General features: G+C 47.3%; 15 protein-coding genes. 5 read left to right on the top strand and 10 right to left on the bottom strand.

The window, feature by feature from the left end:
- Positions 1-48: 48 nt before the first annotated feature.
- On the bottom strand, positions 49-2,889 hold the full coding sequence (glnE, locus tag IX95_RS20685; RefSeq protein WP_038163667.1) for a bifunctional [glutamate--ammonia ligase]-adenylyl-L-tyrosine phosphorylase/[glutamate--ammonia-ligase] adenylyltransferase: 2,841 nt from the start codon (positions 2,887-2,889) through the stop codon (positions 49-51).
- Between the two features lie 99 nt (positions 2,890-2,988).
- Positions 2,989-4,245, bottom strand: a complete 1,257-nt coding sequence (locus tag IX95_RS20680; protein WP_006957773.1) for a methyl-accepting chemotaxis protein — start codon at positions 4,243-4,245, stop codon at positions 2,989-2,991.
- Between the two features lie 119 nt (positions 4,246-4,364).
- Between IX95_RS20680 and IX95_RS20675 the strand changes: the two genes are divergently transcribed.
- Positions 4,365-5,165, top strand: a complete 801-nt coding sequence (locus IX95_RS20675) for a potassium channel family protein (protein ID WP_051912623.1) — start codon at positions 4,365-4,367, stop codon at positions 5,163-5,165.
- On the opposite strand, the gene IX95_RS20670 is transcribed toward IX95_RS20675, so the two are convergent.
- Complete coding sequence (locus IX95_RS20670; protein ID WP_038163665.1) at positions 5,162-6,679, bottom strand: CYTH and CHAD domain-containing protein; 1,518 nt, start codon at positions 6,677-6,679, stop codon at positions 5,162-5,164. The two genes, IX95_RS20675 and IX95_RS20670, sit on opposite strands and share 4 nt — an antisense overlap.
- Before the next feature lie 204 nt (positions 6,680-6,883).
- On the opposite strand from IX95_RS20670, the gene IX95_RS20665 reads away from it, so the two are divergent.
- The 3 genes from IX95_RS20665 (at position 6,884) to IX95_RS20655 (ending at position 9,720) form a co-directional block, all read left to right on the top strand.
- Positions 6,884-7,564: a TIGR00153 family protein gene (locus IX95_RS20665; RefSeq protein WP_038163663.1), complete on the top strand. Its 681-nt coding sequence runs from the start codon at positions 6,884-6,886 to the stop codon at positions 7,562-7,564.
- 130 nt (positions 7,565-7,694) lie between these two features.
- On the top strand, positions 7,695-8,954 hold the full coding sequence (locus IX95_RS20660) for an inorganic phosphate transporter (RefSeq protein ID WP_006957777.1): 1,260 nt from the start codon (positions 7,695-7,697) through the stop codon (positions 8,952-8,954).
- 154 nt (positions 8,955-9,108) lie between these two features.
- A complete protein-coding gene (locus IX95_RS20655; protein WP_006957778.1) occupies positions 9,109-9,720 on the top strand; it encodes a TIGR04211 family SH3 domain-containing protein in 612 nt (203 codons plus the stop codon).
- A 41-nt stretch (positions 9,721-9,761) separates the two neighbouring features.
- On the opposite strand, the gene IX95_RS20650 is transcribed toward IX95_RS20655, so the two are convergent.
- Together IX95_RS20650 and IX95_RS20645 are read right to left on the bottom strand one after the other, a co-directional pair.
- Positions 9,762-10,538 carry a general secretion pathway protein GspB gene (locus IX95_RS20650; protein ID WP_038163660.1) on the bottom strand — a complete coding sequence of 259 codons (777 nt, stop codon included), beginning with the start codon at positions 10,536-10,538 and terminating at the stop codon, positions 9,762-9,764.
- On the bottom strand, positions 10,538-12,148 hold the full coding sequence (locus tag IX95_RS20645) for an ExeA family protein (protein WP_038163658.1): 1,611 nt from the start codon (positions 12,146-12,148) through the stop codon (positions 10,538-10,540). The genes IX95_RS20650 and IX95_RS20645 overlap by 1 nt, the downstream gene beginning before the upstream one ends.
- Positions 12,149-12,238: 90 nt before the next feature.
- On the opposite strand from IX95_RS20645, the gene IX95_RS20640 reads away from it, so the two are divergent.
- Complete coding sequence (locus IX95_RS20640) at positions 12,239-13,456, top strand: multifunctional CCA addition/repair protein (protein WP_038163656.1); 1,218 nt, start codon at positions 12,239-12,241, stop codon at positions 13,454-13,456.
- Positions 13,457-13,847: 391 nt separating this feature from the next.
- Here IX95_RS20640 and eno read toward each other — a convergent pair whose 3' ends face one another.
- From eno to rlmD, 5 genes are all read right to left on the bottom strand, one after another.
- On the bottom strand, positions 13,848-15,146 hold the full coding sequence (gene eno / locus IX95_RS20630; RefSeq protein ID WP_038163654.1) for a phosphopyruvate hydratase: 1,299 nt from the start codon (positions 15,144-15,146) through the stop codon (positions 13,848-13,850).
- Positions 15,147-15,224: 78 nt separating this feature from the next.
- Complete coding sequence (locus IX95_RS20625) at positions 15,225-16,865, bottom strand: CTP synthase (RefSeq protein WP_038163652.1); 1,641 nt, start codon at positions 16,863-16,865, stop codon at positions 15,225-15,227.
- 156 nt (positions 16,866-17,021) lie between these two features.
- Positions 17,022-17,822 carry a nucleoside triphosphate pyrophosphohydrolase gene (mazG, locus tag IX95_RS20620; RefSeq protein WP_038163650.1) on the bottom strand — a complete coding sequence of 267 codons (801 nt, stop codon included), beginning with the start codon at positions 17,820-17,822 and terminating at the stop codon, positions 17,022-17,024.
- Between the two features lie 246 nt (positions 17,823-18,068).
- Positions 18,069-20,288 (bottom strand): GTP diphosphokinase, encoded by a 2,220-nt coding sequence (relA, locus tag IX95_RS20615; protein WP_038163647.1) that lies wholly within the window; start codon positions 20,286-20,288, stop codon positions 18,069-18,071.
- 74 nt (positions 20,289-20,362) lie between these two features.
- Positions 20,363-21,682, bottom strand: coding sequence for a 23S rRNA (uracil(1939)-C(5))-methyltransferase RlmD (gene rlmD / locus IX95_RS20610; protein WP_038163645.1), 1,320 nt, complete (start codon positions 21,680-21,682; stop codon positions 20,363-20,365).
- Between the last annotated feature and the right edge of the window lie 138 nt (positions 21,683-21,820).

Here is a 21,820-nt window from a genome sequence, read left to right as displayed (position 1 = left end):
AATTCTAATTCGGGCAAGAGTTTAACACAGGGGATAAGGACCCTAAACCTATTCTAGCCACTCATGCCAAAGCGCTTTAACCAGCTCTCGCTCTTTGGTCAGTTTTTCTTCCGCCACATCCGCATCAAGATTGAGCAAATTACGATGATGAATTTGATCGCGCATCGTTGTGTATGCCTGAGTCAATGCCATCGCAGGGGCTTCATCCAGAATGCCTTGTGCCATCATGGATTCAAAGATTCTGACATTATCACTCCATCGAGTCAGCTTAGGCTTTTCGTGACTAAACCTTAAGACCAGATACTGAGCAAGAAATTCCACATCGGTAATACCACCAGGGTCTTGTTTGAGCATAAAACGACCTGACTTTTTCCCGCCAAGGTGTTCACGCATTTTAACCCGCATCTCGGCCACATCCGTTTTGATCTTTGACTCTTCTCGCGCCAAACTCAAGATATCGTGCCTTGTTTGAGAAAATGCCTGTTGTAGAGGTTGATCGCCGTAGATCATCCGAGCCCTCACTAACGCTTGATGTTCCCATGTCCAGGCTTCATTGTGCTGGTATTCATCAAATGCATCTGCCGGACTTACTAGCAAGCCCGAAGCCCCTGAAGGGCGTAAGCGAGTATCCGCCTCGTACAAGATGCCTGATGCCGTTCTTGTTGAGAATATATGGATGATGCGCTGCGCCAAACGTAAGTAAAATTGGCGGCCATCAATCTCTTTTTTACCGTCGGTATAAGCATGAACTGGGCAGTCATGCATAAAGACGATATCCAGATCTGAGTTGTACCCCAGCTCCCAGCCGCCCACTTTGCCGTAGCCAATCACAGCAAAGCCTCGGCCCTCTCTGTCTTTTAGGTGCGTCGGCTCGCCATATTTCTCCGCCATTTGCAGCCACGCTTGATTCACCACAGACTCAACAATCGCTTCAGCGAGGTAAGTTAGGTGGTCACTGACTTTCATGACAGGCAGAACCCCTGCAATGTCTGCAGCAGCGATACGCAAAATGCAGATCTGCTTGAACTGACGCAGTGCTTCCATCTGTTGCTCCATATCGTCTTCTGGGATACGAGCGAGGAAATCACGCAGTTCAGTGCGGTAGCTTTCCAATGGCACGGGGTTGTACAACTGCTGAGGATCAATCAGCTCATCAAGCAGAATTGGATAACGCCCAAGTTGCTCTGAAATCATTGGGCTGGCTGTGCAAAGGCGAACCAGTTGCGTCAATGCCGCAGGGTGCTCATCCAACAACTCCAGGTACGTCGTTCGGGTCACAATCTTATGCAGCAAATGCAGGACGCGAGGTAAACCGAATTTGGCATCCTGATGAGAATATATGGCCGCGAATATCTTCGGCATTAAGCGATTGAGCACTTCCCGGCCTCTTGGGCCCAACGTTTTCTTGGCTAAGTCTTTCTTAAACTGAATGATGGTCGACGCCATCTCAGCGGCCTCAGTCGTGCCAATGTCCTGTTCTAGAACCGCTTCAATTACGTCTGGCTTTTCCGCCATGTCCCACAGTTCATGGAAATGCTTGGCGACTTCTGAACACTCTTCTTCCTCATCGCCGATAAGATTATTGAATACTTGATGGACGTTGTGCATATGTTGACGCACTTGTTCGATTAACGAGGTCCAATCTGCATACCCCATTGCAACAGCGAGTTGCAATTGTTCATTCTCGCATTCAGGCAGTGTTTGCGTTTGCTTGTCGGCCATTGCCTGCAACAGGTTCTCTAACCGGCGCAGGAATTTATACGACAGCTTAAGGTTATTAACCTCTTCACTGGTCAACTGCTCCAACTCTTCAATCGCGTCTAGGGTCACCAACAACCCGCGTTGGCGCAGATTCGGCTCACGGCCACCACGAATCAACTGGAATACCTGTGCGATAAACTCAATTTCGCGAATGCCACCCGCGCCTAGCTTAATGTTGTTGCTTAAACCACGTCGACGCACTTCGCTACTGATCATCGACTTCATACGCCTCAAAGATTGGATCGCACTGAAGTCGATGTAACGACGAAACACAAACGGACGCAGCATCTGACGCAACTCTTGATACTGCGGGTACATTTCACGCCCCATCACTCGCGCTTTAATCATTGCGTAGCGTTCCCAGTCGCGCCCCTGCTCCTGATAGTAATCTTCGAGAGCTGCGTAGCTCATCACCAACGGACCGCTGTCGCCAAAAGGACGCAAGCGCATGTCCACGCGATAACAGAAGCCATCAAAGGTCTGCTGGTCGAGCGCTTTGATGATACGTTGTCCTAGACGGGTAAAAAACTGAGCATTGGCAATGCTACGACGAGCACCTTGAGTCTCACCGTTCTCCGGATAAGTAAAGATCAGATCGATATCTGAAGAGAAGTTCAGCTCACCACCGCCCAGTTTACCCATACCAATAACCAGCATAGGCTGCGCCTCACCTGCATCATTGCATGGCGTGCCCCACAGCTCGCAACACGCTTTGTACTGCCACTGATAGGTTTCGAAAATCATTGCTTCCGCCAACTGAGACAAGTGCTCTAGGCTTTGTTCAAGCTCCCAATTGCCTATGAAATCTCGCCATGCGATGTATGTCATCTCACGATTACGAAACTGTCTGAGTACTCGATGACCCTGCATTTCATCGCTGCATCCGGCCAATAATTCTGCCAGACGCTGTCGATATGTTTCGTGTCGAGACTCTGCCTCCAACATCTCTGGTAAGTGTTGATGCAAATACTCATCTTGCTGCACGGTGTCGACAATAAACTGACTCAATCCGGCCACATAACTGAGCTGCTCACGGTAAGAGTCAGGCCACTCTTGAATAGCCTGATGTTGCAGTAAGGACTCCAGAGCAGTCTGGGAAACAGAAGCAAGACTCGCGGGCAATTGCATGGTTCTTCCTTGGGTCGATAAATTCGTTGATAGGGATTTTATACCAATAAAAAACGCCCACTAACAATGAGTGGGCGCTTATTCGTACTATTCTGGCGATCAGACTTTAAAGGATGTGATCTTGGCATCCAGAGCTTCAGCATTTTTCTGCATGATTTCCGAGGTTTCGAGCAATTCAGATACCACTGTCACCGATGCTTCCACCAGCTCACGTACGTTCGTCAAATTCTGATTCATCTCTTCTGCGACGCTACTTTGCTGACCCGCTGCCGTCGCAATCTGGAAGTTCATGTCGTTGATTTGATTGACCTGAGCAACAATCCCGTCTAGCTCACTCCCAGCATTAGTAACCAAATCAACGCCCTCAGCCGCCTCAACAACACTCTTCTCCATCAATTCCACTGCTGAGCTCGCACTGGATTGTAGTTGAGTGATCATTTCCTGAATTTCGACCGTCGCTCCTTGAGTACGCTGCGCAAGGTTTCTCACTTCGTCAGCCACGACCGCAAAGCCTCTACCGGCTTCGCCCGCTCGTGCCGCTTCGATAGCCGCATTCAGTGCCAGTAAGTTAGTCTGCTCGGAAATACCCTGAATCGTACCAACCACACTGCCAATCGATTCGACGCTCTCTTCAACCTGATTGACGGCTTGTGCAGAGGCGGAAATGTCTTTCGATAAATCACTGATTTTCTGCACTGTTCCCTGTACAAAGCGCTGACCGCTTTCCGCCTGACCAGACGCATTCTCCGTTAGCGAGGAGGCATTTTGTGCGTGATCAGCAACAGTCTGTACTGTGGACGACATTTCACTCATCGCCGTTGCCAGTTGATCAATCTCGTTAAACTCTTCTTGTGCTGACTCTTTGGTTTCTGACATGCTCATAGTCATGACTTCAGTCAGCCCTGCAAGCTCTTGTGATGCGTCAATTTGTAGCTTGATCATTTCCTGCAGTTGCATCCGTGTCTTTTCCAGCTCGCGTGCCACATCGCCGTATTCGTCTTTACAGTCCATCTCAATCGGTACCGATAGATTGCGGTCCGCCATTAACTTGATAGAGTCACTAAGATACTGTGTCTGGCGCAGCATGATACGTGCTGCGAACAAGAGTAAAACGACAAATACCACGATCATGGCTGCCGTCTGCCAAGCCACCTGTACCATGTAAGCTTCGTAATGTTCCTGAGCAACCTGAGCGTTTTGAGTAGCGGCGAGAAGAGAGTCATAGAAGGTGCTCGCATCCCATAATTGCTTGCCGATGATCAGAATGGTACTGAACACCATCAACATCACCATCTTGGGAACCAGACGAATATCCGTGATCACTCGCTCCCATGGCTTAAATGCCATTTTGGTCATTGTTAGTTCTCCGCTAAGTCTTATATATTGTTTTTATTCCTGATAACTGTCAGGACACTATTAACTATCGCTCGTTACCATCATCTAGATAGCGAATATGTATTTATTTTGAGCCTCGTATGAATAGAAATGATATCAAATCTGATACAAAACCAATGAGCTTACTGTCACTAATCCTGTCTTTCATGGCGTTATTTGTGATCTCTGGCCTGCTGTTTTTTCCTCTAAGCAGCCAAACGCGTCAGGTTCTTATCGGCTTAGACTTTATTATCTGTAGCGTCTTTCTCCTTCAACTGAGCATAGATTTGATCCGCGCAACAGATCGTGTGCAATTTATGAAACGGCATTGGATAGACTTCCTAGCTAGTATTCCTATGATTGAGCCGTTGCGCTTTGCGCGCCTGTTCCACATCTTGCGTGTGATTCTGGTCATCCGCTCAAGTAACTTTCTCATCAAGCAGTTGCTGGTAAATCGCCGAGAAACAACCCTTGCGTCGATTCTGTTATTAATGGTGGTCTTGCTGACCATAGGCTCGAGTATGATGTTGTTTGTTGAAGGCAAATCACCTGATGCCAATATCCAAACAGGCGGCGATGCGATGTGGTGGGCACTCGTCACCATCTCAACGGTGGGTTATGGGGATCATTTCCCCGTAACAGACGCCGGTAAAATTTTAGCCTCTGGCTTGATCATTTGTGGCGTTGGCATTTTCGGTATGATTTCAGGTTTGATCACTTCACTGATCACCTCACCAACGGAAGTTCAAGCGAGACGTTCAGAAAACAAAGAGCGGCTATTGTTAGAGCTGGTACAAAAGCAAGATGAAATTCTGCGCCGCCTCGACCGATTAGAGCAGCAGGAAGAAAAAAAAACGGGAGCCGTAAAGCTCCCGTTTCGCAAATCACTATTATCCACTTAGTCTTGCCAGTAAGGTTCCGCTTCAATACAGATAATGCGAGTCTGTTCCATGGCATGAAGAATGGAGCTCTCTTGGCGAGACAACCAGCGCTGCAGCTGTTCTTGTTCATCACCTTCCAGCTTATCGACCATATTGTCTAACGTGCGGAGTTTAAGGAGATCATCGATACCGTGAAGTAAATCGCTCCATGGTAGGCGGAAACTGTTGCGCTCTTCAAAATCGAACAAACTCGCGAAGCTCACCCCCGTATAAAGGTTGCGCATCAGGCGATATTGTTGATCAATATAGTCCTGACTGTTCAGCGCACGCTCTGGCGGAAAGGCTTCCATTAACTCAGCCCAAGTGCGATCCAACTGCTTCACAGAAAAAGGTTCAACCGTTAGTGCCATCTTGTCGCGCGCTTTGTCATCAAGGAATGGCTGCCAGCCACGGGTCAGGATCCAACGACTGAGATCAAGCAAAAGACCTGTATATCTGGCGGAGTTGAGTAGTGTCAGCATCTCTTCTCGATCAGGCAAGGCTTCTTGAACCAATTTCAGCTCACCGACCAGAAACTTACGCGCATCAAGCTTACGAAGAGCATGACCTTTATCGTCGAGTAACGCTTCTAAATAGTCATAGTCATTTAACCACTCCAGCTCTTGTTCAAGCCACTTCAGCTCCTGACGCACCAAAGCACTCGCACGACGAGGCACTACACCTCCGTATACAGTCAACAACTGACGAATAAAGCTGATAGAGCTTTTAATTTCATTCAAGGCTTCTACCGACTCACGCTCAACATAAATTTGCTCGTGGTAATGCCAGTGTGACAAACCATGCTCCAAAGAGTTGATAAAGCAAGACTCAACCGTGTCGTGTTTGTCCGTATTAACCAAAGCCAGCGGTTTGACGTCATCGCCAGTGTAACCATTTGCTAAACGATAACCTTTAGCCGCCTTGCTCAGATTACCAAGGCGCATGCCCCCTTCTTCAGAGAAGCTACGCGCAAGCGTAAATAGAGCATCTGTTTGGCCTGATTTCAGCTCTAGCTCTACTTCACAAATCGGGTCTTCTTTATCACCTGCTTCTACTTTGCCCTGATCGAAAGCAACTTCGATTTGACTGCCGTCTGGCATGGCGATCAACCATTGCTCACGAGTGAAGTTTGTCGAGAAAAGCGGGGTAAGTTCGGATTGCAGCGTTTCAGTGTCTTTGCCAGTCGGCCAGATATCTGATGGGTGAAGAGAAAGAAGCGGATCATTGCTGTCATGCTCGGCGTTGAATTCAGGTCGTTGGTGTAAACCTGCCACCACACGTCCGGACGTCTTGACCGTCTGGACATACACATCGTCAAAACGGCGGATTCTTAAGCCAATGTCATGCTGACGTAACCAATTGTCGGGAGTATCAAAGTAGGTATTTCCTAGCTCACGACAACTGTGCTGAAGTACTTTGGTCTGGGAGATTTTATCTCGTAAAGTATTTGAAAAATCAGGAGAAACAAAAAACTTCAGTTCTATCTCGGTTTCCATAGTTATACCTTTTAAAGCAGATACAAACAGGATATTGCCAATTTTCGTACTGGGCAAGAAAGAAATATCGCAGCAATGATGATCTAAAACAGTTTTAATGATGGATTTAATGCGTTAACATGCGCGCCTTTATAGCCATCGTTCAACATTTCACCACGAATGGTGTATGTTATTTTTAGGTTATATTAATTAGGTTGAATGACCATGCCAGTAAATACAATTATGGGGTTATTTGCAAAGTCCCCTATTAAGCCTTTGCAGCGCCACGTAGTGTGTGTCAACGAATGTTGTTCTCACCTAGTGAATTTCTTTGAAGTCAGTTCAAAGGGTGACTGGGAAAAAGCATCAGAAATTCGTGCACAGATTTCTCACCTAGAGAAAGAAGCTGACGTACTTAAGCGCGAAATTCGCCTTAAACTTCCTCGCGGTTTGTTTATGCCAGTAGATCGTAGCGACATGCTTGAACTACTGACTCAGCAAGACAAACTGGCAAACCTAGCAAAAGATATTGCTGGCCGCGTATACGGTCGTCAATTGACTTTCCCAGAGCCTCTCCAAGAAAACTTCATTGCGTATGTTAAACGTTGTCTCGATGCAGCGAATCAGGCGCAAAAAGTCATCAATGAGCTCGATGAGTTATTGGAAACTGGATTTAAAGGCCGCGAAGTAACACTTGTGGCTGAAATGATCCATCAACTGGATGTGATTGAGGACGATACTGACGCGATGCAGATTCAACTTCGCCAACAACTGATGGCGGTTGAAAACGATCTGAATCCGATCGATGTAATGTTCCTTTATAAGATTCTTGAATGGGTAGGTGGCATAGCTGATCAGGCGCAACGTGTTGGTGCGCGTCTAGAGCTAATGTTGTCTCGCTCATAAACAAATAAGTTAACCAAATAACGAAGAGCATCTTAATAGCACTCCCCTGATAGGCGTTAAATAATGAGACGCCGAAGGGGTTTTGTCGTGCCTAATTTGCTCCGCTTGTTATCAACAACTAGGTATTACGATGGATATCCTTGCGAACTACGGCACTGTCCTGATTATTATTGCAGCAGTTTTTGGCTTTATGATGGCTATCGGTATTGGCGCGAATGACGTGGCCAATGCGATGGGTACATCGGTAGGCTCTAAAGCGCTAACCGTAAAACAAGCGATCATTATCGCGATGATCTTTGAATTTGCGGGGGCATACCTTGCAGGCGGTGAAGTAACCGACACTATCCGTAAAGGCGTAATCGAAACGTCACTCTTTGCTAGCCAGCCGGACGTTCTTGTCTTCGGTATGATGTCAGCCCTACTTGCGGCAGGTACATGGCTACTCCTTGCTTCTTACATGGGTTGGCCTGTATCAACTACTCACTCGATCATTGGTGCCATCATTGGTTTCGCCTGTGTGTCTGTGGGTACCGAAGCGGTCGATTGGGGCTCAGTTCAAGGCATCGTTGGTAGCTGGATCATTACTCCAGTCATCTCAGGTTTCTTTGCGTACGTGATTTTTGTCAGCGCCCAGCGCCTGATCTTTGATACCGAGAAGCCACTCTTCAACGCTAAACGTTTCGTCCCAGTTTATATGTTCATCACTACCATGGTGATTGCGCTGGTAACGATCAAGAAAGGCCTTAAGCACGTTGGTCTGCACCTTTCTGACGGCGAAGCATGGATGTGGGCAGCTGCGGTATCTGCACTGGTTATGGCGGGCGGTTACTTCTACATTCAGAAGAAATTCTCAAGCCGCGAAGATGATCACGGTTTCGCTGGCGTAGAAGGTATCTTCAGCGTACTTATGGTTATCACAGCATGTGCAATGGCATTCGCTCACGGTTCAAACGACGTTGCTAACGCGATTGGCCCTCTGTCTGCAGTTGTATCTACCATTGAACACATGGGCGAAATTACAACTAAGAGCACCATCGCTTGGTGGATTCTACCTCTTGGCGGTTTCGGTATCGTTGTTGGTCTGGCAACACTTGGTCACAAAGTAATGGCTACTGTAGGTACAGGTATCACTGAACTGACACCAAGCCGCGGTTTCGCAGCTCAGTTAGCAACAGCGTGTACTGTTGTTCTGGCATCAGGTACTGGCCTTCCTATCTCGACCACACAAACACTGGTTGGTGCGGTATTAGGTGTTGGTTTTGCTCGCGGTATCGCAGCATTGAACCTAGGTGTTGTACGTAACATCGTTGCATCTTGGATTGTGACCCTGCCAGCAGGTGCACTGCTTGCGGTTGTTTTCTTCTACGCAATTCAGGCAATGTTCATCTGATGAGCAAGTCAATGATGTGTTAACACACTGTCATTATTGACTCAAATCCACAGAAAGGGAGGCTCAGCCTCCCTTCTTTGTTGCAGTGACTGGGGAAACTACTTACTATTTGGCACTAGCAAGTTATAGACAAAAGACTGTTAAAGGATTTACCGTGAAAAAACTGGTTTGCTTCGTTCTAGCATCACTGCTCGCTGTTCCAGCAGCAATGGCTCAAGACCGATACATTTCTGATAAGCTATTTACCTACATGCACTCTGGTCCTAGCAACCAATTCCGCATTATCGGCAGTGTCGATGCCGGTGACAAAGTGAAGCAACTTTCGACCAACCGAGATACTGGCTACACCCAGATTGAAGACGCCAAAGGTCGCAAAGGCTGGGTAGAAAGCCGTTTCGTCACAAGACAAGAAAGCATGGCGCTTCGTCTTCCTAAACTAGAGAAAGAACTGGCAGATGTTAAAGGAAAGCTTGCCAATGCTCGCTCTAGCGCTGACCAAGAAAAAGCAGGTTTAGCGGATTCACTAGAAAACCGTAATCGCCAGATTGCCGACCTTGAGAAGAGCTACGGTGAAATCAGTCAACAACTGACAGCCTCACAAGAAGAAGTCCGTAATCTACGTGCTAAGCTGGATACGCAGAAAGATGACCTACTACTGAAGTACTTTATGTACGGTGGTGGTGTAGCGGGTATTGGATTACTATTTGGCCTGCTCTTGCCACACATTATTCCACGCAAAAAACGCTCTCCATCTGGCTGGGCTTAAATACAGAACATCAAAAAAGGTCGCCTTGGCGACCTTTTTTATTATCCTTTCCAGTCATATAAAGCTGGCACTTCAATCACCGAGCCTTTAAATGAAATCGCACTGCGTTGCGGTTCAATGTGCTGCAATTGAATGTCATTGCTAATCCAGTCACCTTCGCGATATTCGGTCCCATTGACTTTCACCCAACGTTTGTCTGGGTTGCTTGAGTAAACGTGTGTCTGGAAATTCAGCGGTGGCAGCTTTCCTTGCCACTGGCGACTGTATATCGCTAGATCGGACGCCTCACTGTCATCATATTTCGGCTCTGGGTTTGCACTCGACTCCAGTGCAGATTCAACCCGCATAGCCAGTTCAGGTGATAAGCCAGATAAATCTAAACCATCCAATAGTGTACTGTTTTGTGGCTGAGCAGGCGGCTGAACGCGCGGCTGAACAGGTTCTTGAGGTTGAACCACTGGTGGTTGAGTTTCTTCGCTTGCCACTTCTATATGACCAGTGTCAGCCTTAGCATATTCGTAAGTTTCACGAAGCTCGCTAAATGATGGGTAAGGCAAAGTCTGATACGCAAACGGGACTTCTAGCACTTGAGGTTTCGCCTGATGGCTCGCCTGCCATTGCCCTCGTTGCTCGAGGTAACTCTGATATGTACTTAGAGCTCCCGTCACCAACGCAGGGGCAACAATAACCGTAGCTAACAACCAGCCTGATACCGTCCGTCGAGGTCGCACATCATTGACTGATTGGTAATGATTCACGCTGTTAAATGTCTGATGGTTTTGCTCAGAGTGGTCTAAAGCCTGTAGTACTTTTGACATTATGCTTTCTCCTCTGAGGCAGTTAACGAAGGGGCATGCTCTTGAGATAACTTTTCAAGACGCTGCAAGGTTCTTCGTCCGGCAATGCCATCCACATGGAGTCCCTGCCATTGCTGGAAAAGCTCAACCTTACGCATCAGTTCCTGATCATAAACATCGGACTCTCTTTCGGGCTCACCCAGAACTTTAGACAAACGAGCATCCAATTCAGCGATCGCATGTCCTGACATATTAGGTTTCAAAGTCTGATGCCAGTAACCTTGCCAGATCTGGTGATATTGCCCCTGCCATAATTCCTTGAGCTTGGAGATAGGCAGTTCAATTCGCTCCGTTCCTAACAAGAGCTGAGCAGAATTCTGTGTGAGCTTATATAGCACAGCATAACTTTGCAGGCCGTCTTTGCTGAGAGACAAAAGCACGGGAACATTAGCTTGTCTGAGCGTATTCAGCGTTCCACGTGATTGAGTACAACGGAACGCACTTTGATCACTTTGCTGGCAAAGGCGCTCAGCCACAGACGCATTCAGCCCCCACACATGGTAAAGCTCCGCGATACCCTGCTGGAAATCCGTTGCACGAGCCAGAGTGGATTGTAATTCAACAGGAAAAACTTCCTTTTCTATCGCTTCCACATTTGACGCTGGATACGCTTCACTTAGGTGCGCTTCAATCGACGCACTGAAAAGCATTGGAGCTAACCAATAACTACCGACAGCCAGTACAGCTCCTACGGCAGCGGCAATACCCAGTGGAGAACGCTGTGGCAATGAAGGCACTGGTTGAGCGGGCTGATGATACGAGGTTTGAAAACTCATCACCTCTTCACAAGCCGCTTCAACACTTGAATGGCTCGGTACCGCTTCTCCGATGCTGTAAGCTCGTTTTAAAGCTGCATCACAAATCAGATTAATCAGGCGTGGAATACCCAGCGACTGCTGAGCAATATGCTTGAGCGACTTAGCAGAAAACAAACTCGCTTCGCCACCCGCCAATTCAAGACGATACTGAATATAACTGGCGGTTTCTTTGCTATCCAATGGCAACAGGTGGTATCGCCCCGTAATACGCTGCGCTAGCTGGCGCAACTGAGGCATCTGCAATTTCTGTTGTAACTCTGGTTGGCCAACAAGTAGCACTTTGAGTAGCTTCTGGTTGTCCGTTTCAAGATTAGTCAATAAGCGCAACTGCTCTAGCACTTCAGCGGACAAATGCTGTGCTTCGTCGATCACCAGCAAAGTCTGAATACCATTCGCATATGTACTGAGCAGAAATTCATGAATCTTCTGATTCAGTTGTTTGAGCGTTGCGCCAGATTGATACTCAATCGAAAATTCATCGCAGATTGCTTCAAGCAACTCTATGCTTGAAAAGGTAGGGTTGAGGATTAGACCAGGCTGAGTATCCGTACCGAGTGATTTCAGCAATGCGCGTGCAACGGTTGTCTTCCCGGTACCAACTTCACCAGACAACATCGCAAAGCCCCCACCCTCGCCAAGGCCTGCTTGTAAGCGAAACAGCGCTTCTTTATGCCTTTGGCTTTGGAACAGGAAACGAGAATTCGGCACAATCGAAAACGGCAGCTCTGTGAATCCAAAATGTTGTTTATACATACTTCTCGTCTCTGGGAATTTACCGATAAGAAAAGTACCATTGCTGGCATGAATAGCCAATTCTAAAATCCGAATTTAAGAGAGACATCTGTGCAAATATTTCTGGTTGGTGGTGCAGTCCGCGATAAACTGCTGAAAATCGACGTTTACGACCAAGACTGGGTCGTGGTTGGCGCATCGCCTCAGGTATTACTGAACCAGGGGTTTGTTGCTGTTGGAAAGGACTTCCCTGTGTTCCTACACCCTAAAACCAAGCAAGAGCATGCCCTAGCAAGAACCGAACGCAAAACTGGCTCAGGCTACAAAGGCTTTGATTGTTATTTTGCTCCTGATGTCACCCTTGAAGAGGACCTGATTCGCCGAGACCTGACTATCAATGCAATGGCAGAAGATGAGCAAGGTCGGATTATCGACCCTTACGGCGGCCAAAAAGATCTCAATGATCGCGTTCTTCGCCACGTTTCAGATGCTTTTACAGAAGATCCTCTTCGCGTACTTAGAGTCGCGCGCTTCGCGGCGAAATTGCATCACCTTGGTTTTGCCATCGCCCCAGAAACTCAACAGCTAATGGCTCAGATTGTCGAGTCTGGAGAGTTAACTCATTTAACGGCTGAACGTGTGTGGCAGGAATGGCACAAATCGCTATCAACCCAAGATCCACAGATTTTTCTATCGGTCCTGCGTGACTGCGGTGCCCTCAAAGTGATACTTCCTGAATTGGATCGCTTGTTTGGTGTACCTCAACCAGAAAAGTGGCACCCAGAAATTGATACCGGTATTCACAACCTTTTAGTGGCGAAACAGGCTGCCCTACTCAGCCCCTCTAACAGAGTGCGCTTTGCCGCACAGATGCACGATTTAGGCAAGGGAGTGACCCCAAAAAATGAGTGGCCGAGCCACAAGAAGCACTGTCACACGGGCCTTAGCATCATCAAAAAACTGTGTGAGCGTGTCCGTATTCCGAATGAATATCGCGATCTTGCGTTAATGGTGTGTGAGCAACACTCCAATATCCACCGAGCAGCAGAGCTTAGAGCCGATACCATTATCAAAATCCTCAATGGCTTTGATGTATGGCGTAAGCCCGAACGTTTAGAAGAAATCTTGCTGTCTTGCATGGCTGACAGCCGCGGTCGTACCGGCTTCGAAGATATTGAGTACCCTCAAAAAACTATTTTTGAGCAGGCATACCAAGCAGCACTGGCGGTTAACGTTCAAGACATCATACAAGATGGATTCAAAGGTGCCGCAATACGAGGAGAAATGGAGAAACGCCGAATCGAAGCCGTTCGGGTAACAAGAGGTTAAACATTGCATTCAAAGAAAGGCAAAACCCGAAAAACCTAGCGTTAGTGCCTGCTTGACTTACCCCTGCCTAGTCTCTTCCCTAAAAACAAAAACGCCCCCGAAACCGGAGGCGTTTTTAAAGCTTTAAAAACGCCCCCGAAACCGGAGGCGTTTTTAAAGCTTTAAGCTAATAATTCAAGCTATGAATTACTGACCTTTAACTTCTTTTAGACCGTTGTAAGGAGCTTTAGCACCTAGAGCTTCTTCGATACGGATTAGTTGGTTGCTTTCTTTTAGGTGTAGCAGCAACACGGTCAGAACGTCTCATAGTTCCTAAGCTCTAAAACACAAAATGCCCCACTAAAAAGTGAGGCATTCATTAAAGCTTTAAGCTAATAATTCAAACTATGAATTACTGGCCTTTAACTTCTTTAAGACCGTTGTAAGGAGCTTTAGAACCTAGAGCTTCCTCGATACGGATAAGTTGGTTGTACTTAGCAACACGGTCAGAACGGCTCATAGAACCAGTCTTGATTTGACCTGCAGCTGTACCTACCGCTAGGTCAGCGATAGTTGCATCTTCAGTTTCGCCAGAACGGTGAGAGATTACTGCTGTGTAACCTGCGTCTTTAGCCATCTTGATTGCAGCTAGAGTCTCAGTTAGAGAACCGATTTGGTTGAACTTGATAAGGATAGAGTTAGCTACGCCTTTCTCGATACCTTCAGCAAGGATCTTAGTGTTAGTAACGAATAGGTCGTCACCAACTAGTTGAAGCTTGCTACCTAGTAGTTCAGTTTGGTGCTTGAAGCCATCCCAGTCAGACTCGTCTAGACCATCTTCGATAGAAACGATTGGGAATTGGTTAGCTAGCTCAGCTAGGTAGTGGTTGAACTCTTCAGAAGAGAAAGTCTTACCTTCCCCTTTCATGTTGTAGATGCCAGCGTCTTTGTCGAAGAACTCAGATGCCGCACAGTCCATCGCTAGAGTTACGTCTTTACCTAGTTCGTAACCAGCAGCAGCAACTGCTTCTGCGATAACTTCTAGTGCTTCAGCGTTAGACTTAAGGTTAGGAGCGAAACCACCTTCGTCACCAACTGCAGTGCTGTAGCCTTTAGACTTAAGAACTTTAGCTAGGTTGTGGAATACTTCAGCACCGATACGTAGACCTTCTTTAAGAGTCTTAGCACCAACTGGTTGGATCATGAACTCTTGGATGTCAACGTTGTTGTCTGCGTGCTCACCACCATTGATGATGTTCATCATTGGTAGAGGCATAGAGAACTGACCAGCAGTACCGTTTAGCTCAGCAATGTGCTCGTATAGAGGCATGCCTTTAGCTGCTGCTGCAGCTTTAGCGTTTGCTAGAGAAACCGCTAGGATTGCGTTAGCACCGAACTTAGATTTGTTTTCAGTACCGTCTAGGTCGATCATAACTGCGTCGATTGCAGCTTGGTCTTTCGCGTCTTTACCAACTAGAGCTTCAGCGATTTCACCGTTTACCGCTTCAACAGCTTTAAGAACACCTTTACCTAGGAAACGAGCTTTGTCGCCGTCACGTAGCTCAAGAGCTTCACGTGAACCAGTTGATGCGCCAGATGGAGCAGCAGCCATACCTACGAAACCGCCTTCTAGGTGTACTTCAGCTTCTACAGTTGGGTTACCACGTGAGTCGATGATTTCACGACCTAGAACTTTAACGATCTTAGACATTAATGTTTCCTCTCGTTCAAATATAAATGTCAAATTTAAAAGGCAGCAGCACAACCTTCGCCACTGCCCGTATCCTTTTTACTTCTCTAATTCGCTGCGTTGGAATTCACCTGCCGCTTTCACGAACCCTGCGAATAGTGGGTGACCATCGCGAGGTGTCGAAGTGAACTCTGGGTGGAACTGAGCCGCTACAAACCATGGGTGAGCTGGATTCTCAATAACTTCCACAAGTTTCTTATCTGCTGACAGGCCTGACACTTTTAGGCCCGCTTTTTCAATTTTTGGACGCAGATTGTTGTTCACTTCGTAACGGTGGCGGTGACGTTCATGAATAGTCGCGCTACCGTAGAGTTCACGAGCTTTAGTCCCTTTCTCTAGGTGACATAGCTGCGAACCAAGACGCATCGTACCGCCTAGGTCAGACTTTTCGGTACGTTCTTCAACTTTACCTTCGCCGTCTACCCACTCTGTGATCAAACCTACCACAGGGTACTTCGTCTCTTTGTTAAATTCTGTTGAATGTGCACCTTCCATACCCGCAACGTTACGCGCGTATTCAATCAGTGCCACTTGCATACCCAGACAGATACCTAGGTAAGGGACCTTGTTTTCACGAGCGTATTGCGCCGCACGGATTTTGCCTTCCACACCACGATCACCGAAACCACCAGGAACTAGGATAGCATCCAGACCTTCCAGCGCTTCTTCGCCTTTGGTTTCTACGTCTTGTGAGTCAACGTACTTAATCTTAACGCTCAAACGGTTCTTCAGACCTGCGTGTTTCAGCGCTTCGTTGACCGACTTGTAAGCATCCGGCAGTTCGATGTACTTACCGACCATACCAATGGTCACTTCTGCCGTCGGGTTTGCTTCTTCATAGATAACCTGTTCCCACTCAGTCAGATCAGCTTCAGGAGCAGAAATACCGAAACGAGAACAAACCAGGTCGTCAAGACCTTGAGATTTGATCAATTGAGGGATCTTGTAGATTGAATCTACGTCCTTCATAGAGATAACCGCTTTTTCTTGTACGTTACAGAAAAGAGCGATCTTCTTACGCTCGTTCGCTGGGATCATGCGATCAGAGCGACAAACGAGAATATCTGGTTGGATACCGATAGACAGCAGCTCTTTAACTGAGTGCTGAGTCGGCTTAGTTTTCACTTCACCTGCTGCGGCAAGGTAAGGAACCAGTGTCAGGTGCATGAACATAGCACGCTCACGGCCCAGCTCGACTGCTAGCTGACGAATTGCTTCCATAAATGGTAGTGATTCGATATCACCCACTGTACCGCCGACTTCAACGATAGCAACGTCATGACCTTCAGAACCTGCGATTACACGGTCTTTGATGGCGTTAGTGATATGAGGGATAACCTGAATCGTTGCGCCTAGGTAATCACCGCGACGTTCTTTGCGTAGAACATCTGCGTAAACACGACCGGCAGTGAAGTTGTTGCGCTTAGTCATCTTGGTGCGAATGAAACGCTCGTAGTGACCAAGGTCTAGGTCAGTTTCTGCGCCATCTTCCGTAACGAACACTTCACCGTGCTGAGTTGGGCTCATTGTGCCCGGGTCAACGTTGATGTAAGGGTCAAGCTTCATCATAGTCACTTTAAGACCACGAGCTTCAAGAATAGCGGCAAGAGATGCTGCTGCAATACCTTTACCTAGAGAGGATACAACCCCGCCAGTAACAAAAATGTAATTTGTCGTCATGTTTAACCTGAAATTGGTTGAATGAGGGAAATGGATTTCTTCTGGACGGGAGATAAATATACCAGAAGACCCTTATCGCCACAACGTGAAATCTATCACACTGTAATTTTTTATTTTTTGCTTCAAATCAAATTCGAGCAGCTCGATACACTGGGTTTATTGTTGCGACTCTCGCCGTTTCACTTCATCCCACATGCTATCGAGTTGCTGTAAATCGAAGTCCGTCAACTGCTTACTTTGCTCAGCTACCATCTTCTCAACACCTTTAAAACGATGAGAAAATTTGAGGTTTGCTTTGCTTAATGCCGATTCAGGATTTTGTCCAAGATGACGGCTTAAGTTGACGACCGCAAACAACAAATCTCCCAGCTCAAGCTCTACTTTTTCATCATCGGGGGCCACTTGCAGCGCCTCATCCATGACTTCATCGACCTCTTCGCGCACCTTGTCGACAACCGGACCGAGCGAGTCCCAATCAAAACCAAATTTAGCGCACTTTTTCTGAATTTTGGTCGCTCGTGAAAGGGCCGGGAGCGAACTCGGTATTGAGTCTAGGATACTTTGTTCTTTTTTGCCGACTTCAGCTTTTTCTTTGGCTTTTTCCGCTTCCCAGTTGGCGTTGATTTCTTCGTCTGATTCAAATTCAACATCAGAAAAAACATGGGGGTGACGGCGAGTCAGTTTCTCATTCACTGTGTCAACAACATCTGAGAATTCAAACAGCCCCTGCTCTTTCGCCAGTTGACTGTAAAAAATCACCTGAAACAACAAGTCCCCGAGCTCTTCCTGCAAGTTCGGCCAATCACGGTTATGAATTGCATCCACCACTTCGTACGTTTCCTCAATGGTGTGAGGAACAATTGTGTCAAAACTTTGTTTTAGGTCCCAAGGGCAACCATTCTCAGGGTCACGAAGCTGCGACATTATCGCTTCTAGTCGTTCAATCGGGTGATTCATAATCTTTGTTTCCTTTAACCCTATCTATCTAAAGAAAAAGGTGAGCGGTATAACCACTCACCTTTAAAAATTTATCGTCATCCCCAATCGCTCGTCTCACTCTAGGGAATGACCACTCTTTTTTACTAAGTAGTTAGCTCTTCTAACAAGGCAACAAACTTACGAGACTCCTGAGCATAGCTTGCCTATGTGTGGAGCGAGTATAGTCAAGTTAACGCAGTTAGAAAGCCAAATACGACGTAAAAACTAGCCGAGGCGTTTTACCGACATAACATCTTTAATCTGTTCAACTCGTTTCGACACACGCTGCAGAATCTCGATGTTAGTAACCTCTAGATCAAAGTCCATAATCGATAGCTGCTTACGGTAATCAACACGGCTCTTCATGCTGGTGACTTTGATTTTCTCGTTGGCAAATAAGGTGGTGATGTCTTTGAGTAGCCCACCACGCTCCATCGCTTCTACACGAACCGTAAGGATATAAGAGCCGACAAAACCACTGCCCCACACGGTATCAATGATACGCTCTGGCGCGTGATGACGCAGCTCTTCAAGCTGTTCACAGTCGGCGCGGTGAACCGAAATGCCTCGACCTTGAGTGATGTAACCTGCAATCTCATCCCCTGGAATCGGCTGACAGCAGCGCGCAAGGTGCGTCATCAGGTTATCAACCCCTTCCACGACCACAGCATCTTTCTTAGGGCGGCTTTGCGCAGGCGCTTTGGTCTCGGCTTCCTGTAGCTTCTCTAGCGCTTGCTGATCTTCTTCCTCTGCAGTTGGCTTGTTCACCAAAGCATTAATGTGGTTAATGATCTGGTTGATGCGCAAATCACCGCTACCAACACCAACATACAACTCATCGGCACTGTTGACGTTAAAGCGCTTCAACGCATACTGCTCGGCGTCTTTCAGTGTCGCATTGATTTTGGCTAACTCCGCTTCAAGAATCTCTCGGCCCGCTTCAAGGTTTTTTTCACGAGATTGCTTACGGAACCAGGCATTGATCTTAGCGCGTGCTCGACCCGATGTGACAAATCCCATTGATGGGTTCAGCCAGTCACGAGACGGGTTCGGCTCTTTAGCTGTGATGATTTCGACCTGATCGCCCATCGTTAGTTTATGGGTAAACGGCACAATACGGCCTGCAACTTTGGCGCCGATACAACGGTGTCCCACTTCTGAGTGAATGTGGTAAGCAAAATCAAGCGGTGTCGCGCCCATTGGTAAGTCGACCACATCGCCACGTGGCGTAAACGCGTATACTCGATCATCAAATACCTGACTGCGCACTTCATCAAGCATTTCGCCCGAATCTGACATTTCTTCCTGCCAATCAAGCAGTTTACGCAGCCAAGTAATTTTCTCGTCATAACCACTTCGGCCGCCGCCACCTTCTTTGTATTTCCAGTGCGCCGCCACCCCAAGCTCCGAGTCTTCGTGCATGTCTTTAGTACGAATCTGGATCTCGATGGTTTTCCCTTCCGGCCCAAGAATCACAGTGTGGATTGACTGATACCCGTTCGGTTTTGGGTTCGCAACGTAGTCATCAAATTCACTTGGCAGGTGTTTGTATTTGGTATGCACTGCGCCCAGCGCGGCGTAACAGTCCTGAAGTTTGTCGGCGATAATACGGACGGCGCGAACATCAAACAGCTCATCAAATGCTAAGCTCTTCTTCTGCATTTTGCGCCAGATACTGTAGATGTGCTTAGGGCGCCCACTAACTTCCGCATTGATGCCTGAAGAGGTAATTTCATTAGAGAGATCATCCACAAAGTCCGTGATGTATTGCTCACGCACGATGCGGCGCTCTGAAAGCTGTTTCGCGATCTGTTTGTAGGTGTCAGGCTGTTGATAACGGAAAGCGTAATCTTCAATTTCCCATTTCAACTGACCAATGCCAAGACGGTTTGCCAGAGGCGCGTAGATGTTTGAACACTCTTTCGCCGCAGCTTGGCGAACTTCGTCCGGGGCTTTCTTTACCTCGATCAGATTACAGATACGTTCAGCAAGCTTAATGACCACACAGCGGAAGTCATCGACCATCGCTAATAACATACGGCGAACATTATCTACCTGAGCCGAAGCAGCGCTGCCTTCCATAGTGACATTGAGCTGTCCCAGTGCCGCCATTTCCTCAACGCCATCAATCAATTTGATCGTTTCTTTGCCGAAATCCTCTTCCAGCGCTTCACGTTCATAAGCCCCACTGGACACCACTGGAAACAACAAAGCAGCCACTAAGGTGGCTTTGTCCATGGAGAGAGTAATGAGAATTTCGATCATTTCACGCCCACGCCATAACAGCAGTGGACCCTGATCGTTGTCTTGTAGAATGGTTTCACAATGTCGATATACCTCTTTAAGGCGTTTCGACACTTTATTGTCTTGCTCTAGGCTCGCAATCCAATTATCTAGTTCAAACTGTTCGTCTTGATTCAAATGTGCGCTTCTTACCGCAACCATCGTCTTCGTCCTGTAATACTTTTTATCTTCGACCTACCCCGTTTTGAGACTACTCACTACGGGCTAAGTTCGCATTAATCCTTCACAAAAAGCGCCATTGATTCTAAGTGACTGGTATGGGGGAACATATCTAACATCCCCAGTTTCTTTAACTCAAATCCCTGACTTAGTAAGCTCTGAGAATCTCGGGCTAGAGTAGCAGGATTGCAAGAAACATAAACAACTCTTGTCGCACCTAGCGCAGAAACTTGCTCGACAATTCCACTGGCGCCAGCTCGTGCTGGATCGAGCAGTATTTTATCAAACTTTTCTCTCGCCCAGAGCTGACCAGACATATCTTGTTCCAAATTTGCCTGATAAAACTGAGCATTATCAATCTGGTTAACTTGAGCATTATGAGCAGCTTTACTCACCATCTCATCGACCCCTTCAACACCGGTAACACTTTTTACCTGCTTAGCGATGGGGAGGCTGAAGTTCCCTAACCCACAAAACAAATCTAACACTCGATCTTGCTCAGATAACGCCAGCCAATCCAACGCCTGAGCAACCATCTGCGCATTCACTTGTTGATTAACTTGAATGAAATTATTTGGCTCAAACGGGATCGTGACGCCCGTTTCCTTGTAAACACCCGCTTCACCGGCTTCAAGCACCAGCTGTTCGTTGTTTGGCATTAGATAAAGCGTAATCTGATTGAGCGTGGCAAATTCAAGCAGGGCATCATGATCTTTATCTTTCAGTGGCTTGAGGTGGCGCAAAACCAGAATGCGCGTGTTGTCAGCTTTCACCAACTCGACATGACCAATGTTCTCTTGTTGAGAAAAGCGCGTTAGCAACGCATATAACTCAGGCAATAACTCATCCAATTCCGGCGCCAAAACGGGGCAGTGAGTCAGAGTGACGATGTCTTTACTCTGCTTTTTACGGAAACCAAACTTCAGCTGACGCGTTTTTTTATCCACCATGACACTGATGCGAGCGCGGCGACGGTAGCCTTGCGATTCGCCCACTATCGGGGCCTCTAAGTTGAGGCTCTGCCCAGCAAACTTGCTCATCAATTGGCTCAGCGTTTGCTGTTTGTGCATCTGCTGGTGCTCACTACTCAGGTGCTGCATATTACAGCCTCCACATTGCTGATAATGTGGGCAGAAGGGTTCAACTCGTTGTTCACTCGGCGTTTGCACCTTAATCAGCGCCGCACGTGAGAACTTGCTCTTGCTTTCGGTCAACTGAGCTAAAACTTGCTCTCCCGGCAGTGCCCCTTCAATAAAAATTGGCTTCTTATTTTGGTAAGCGATACCTGCACCATGATGATCGAGTTTTTCGATTTTCAACGATTGGTGCTTAGTGTCGAGTTGAGTTTTCTTTTTCGGTTGGAAGAAACGCGCCATACTTTGCTCTGTGCCTTTTAACTATTGCTCTGTATTGCTGTCCAGGCGTCACCTTTTCAGGCCTGAATCATTGTCTGAGCCGAACGAGTTTATTATGCTTAAGGATTCGACGGCTTCTTTTATTTGTGGAAGTTATTT

Source organism: Vibrio sp. B183 (assembly GCF_000740665.1).
GTDB lineage: Bacteria > Pseudomonadota > Gammaproteobacteria > Enterobacterales > Vibrionaceae > Vibrio > Vibrio coralliilyticus.
Note: the sequence above shows the minus strand (reverse complement) of the source record. Positions and strands in the feature narration are given on the sequence as shown.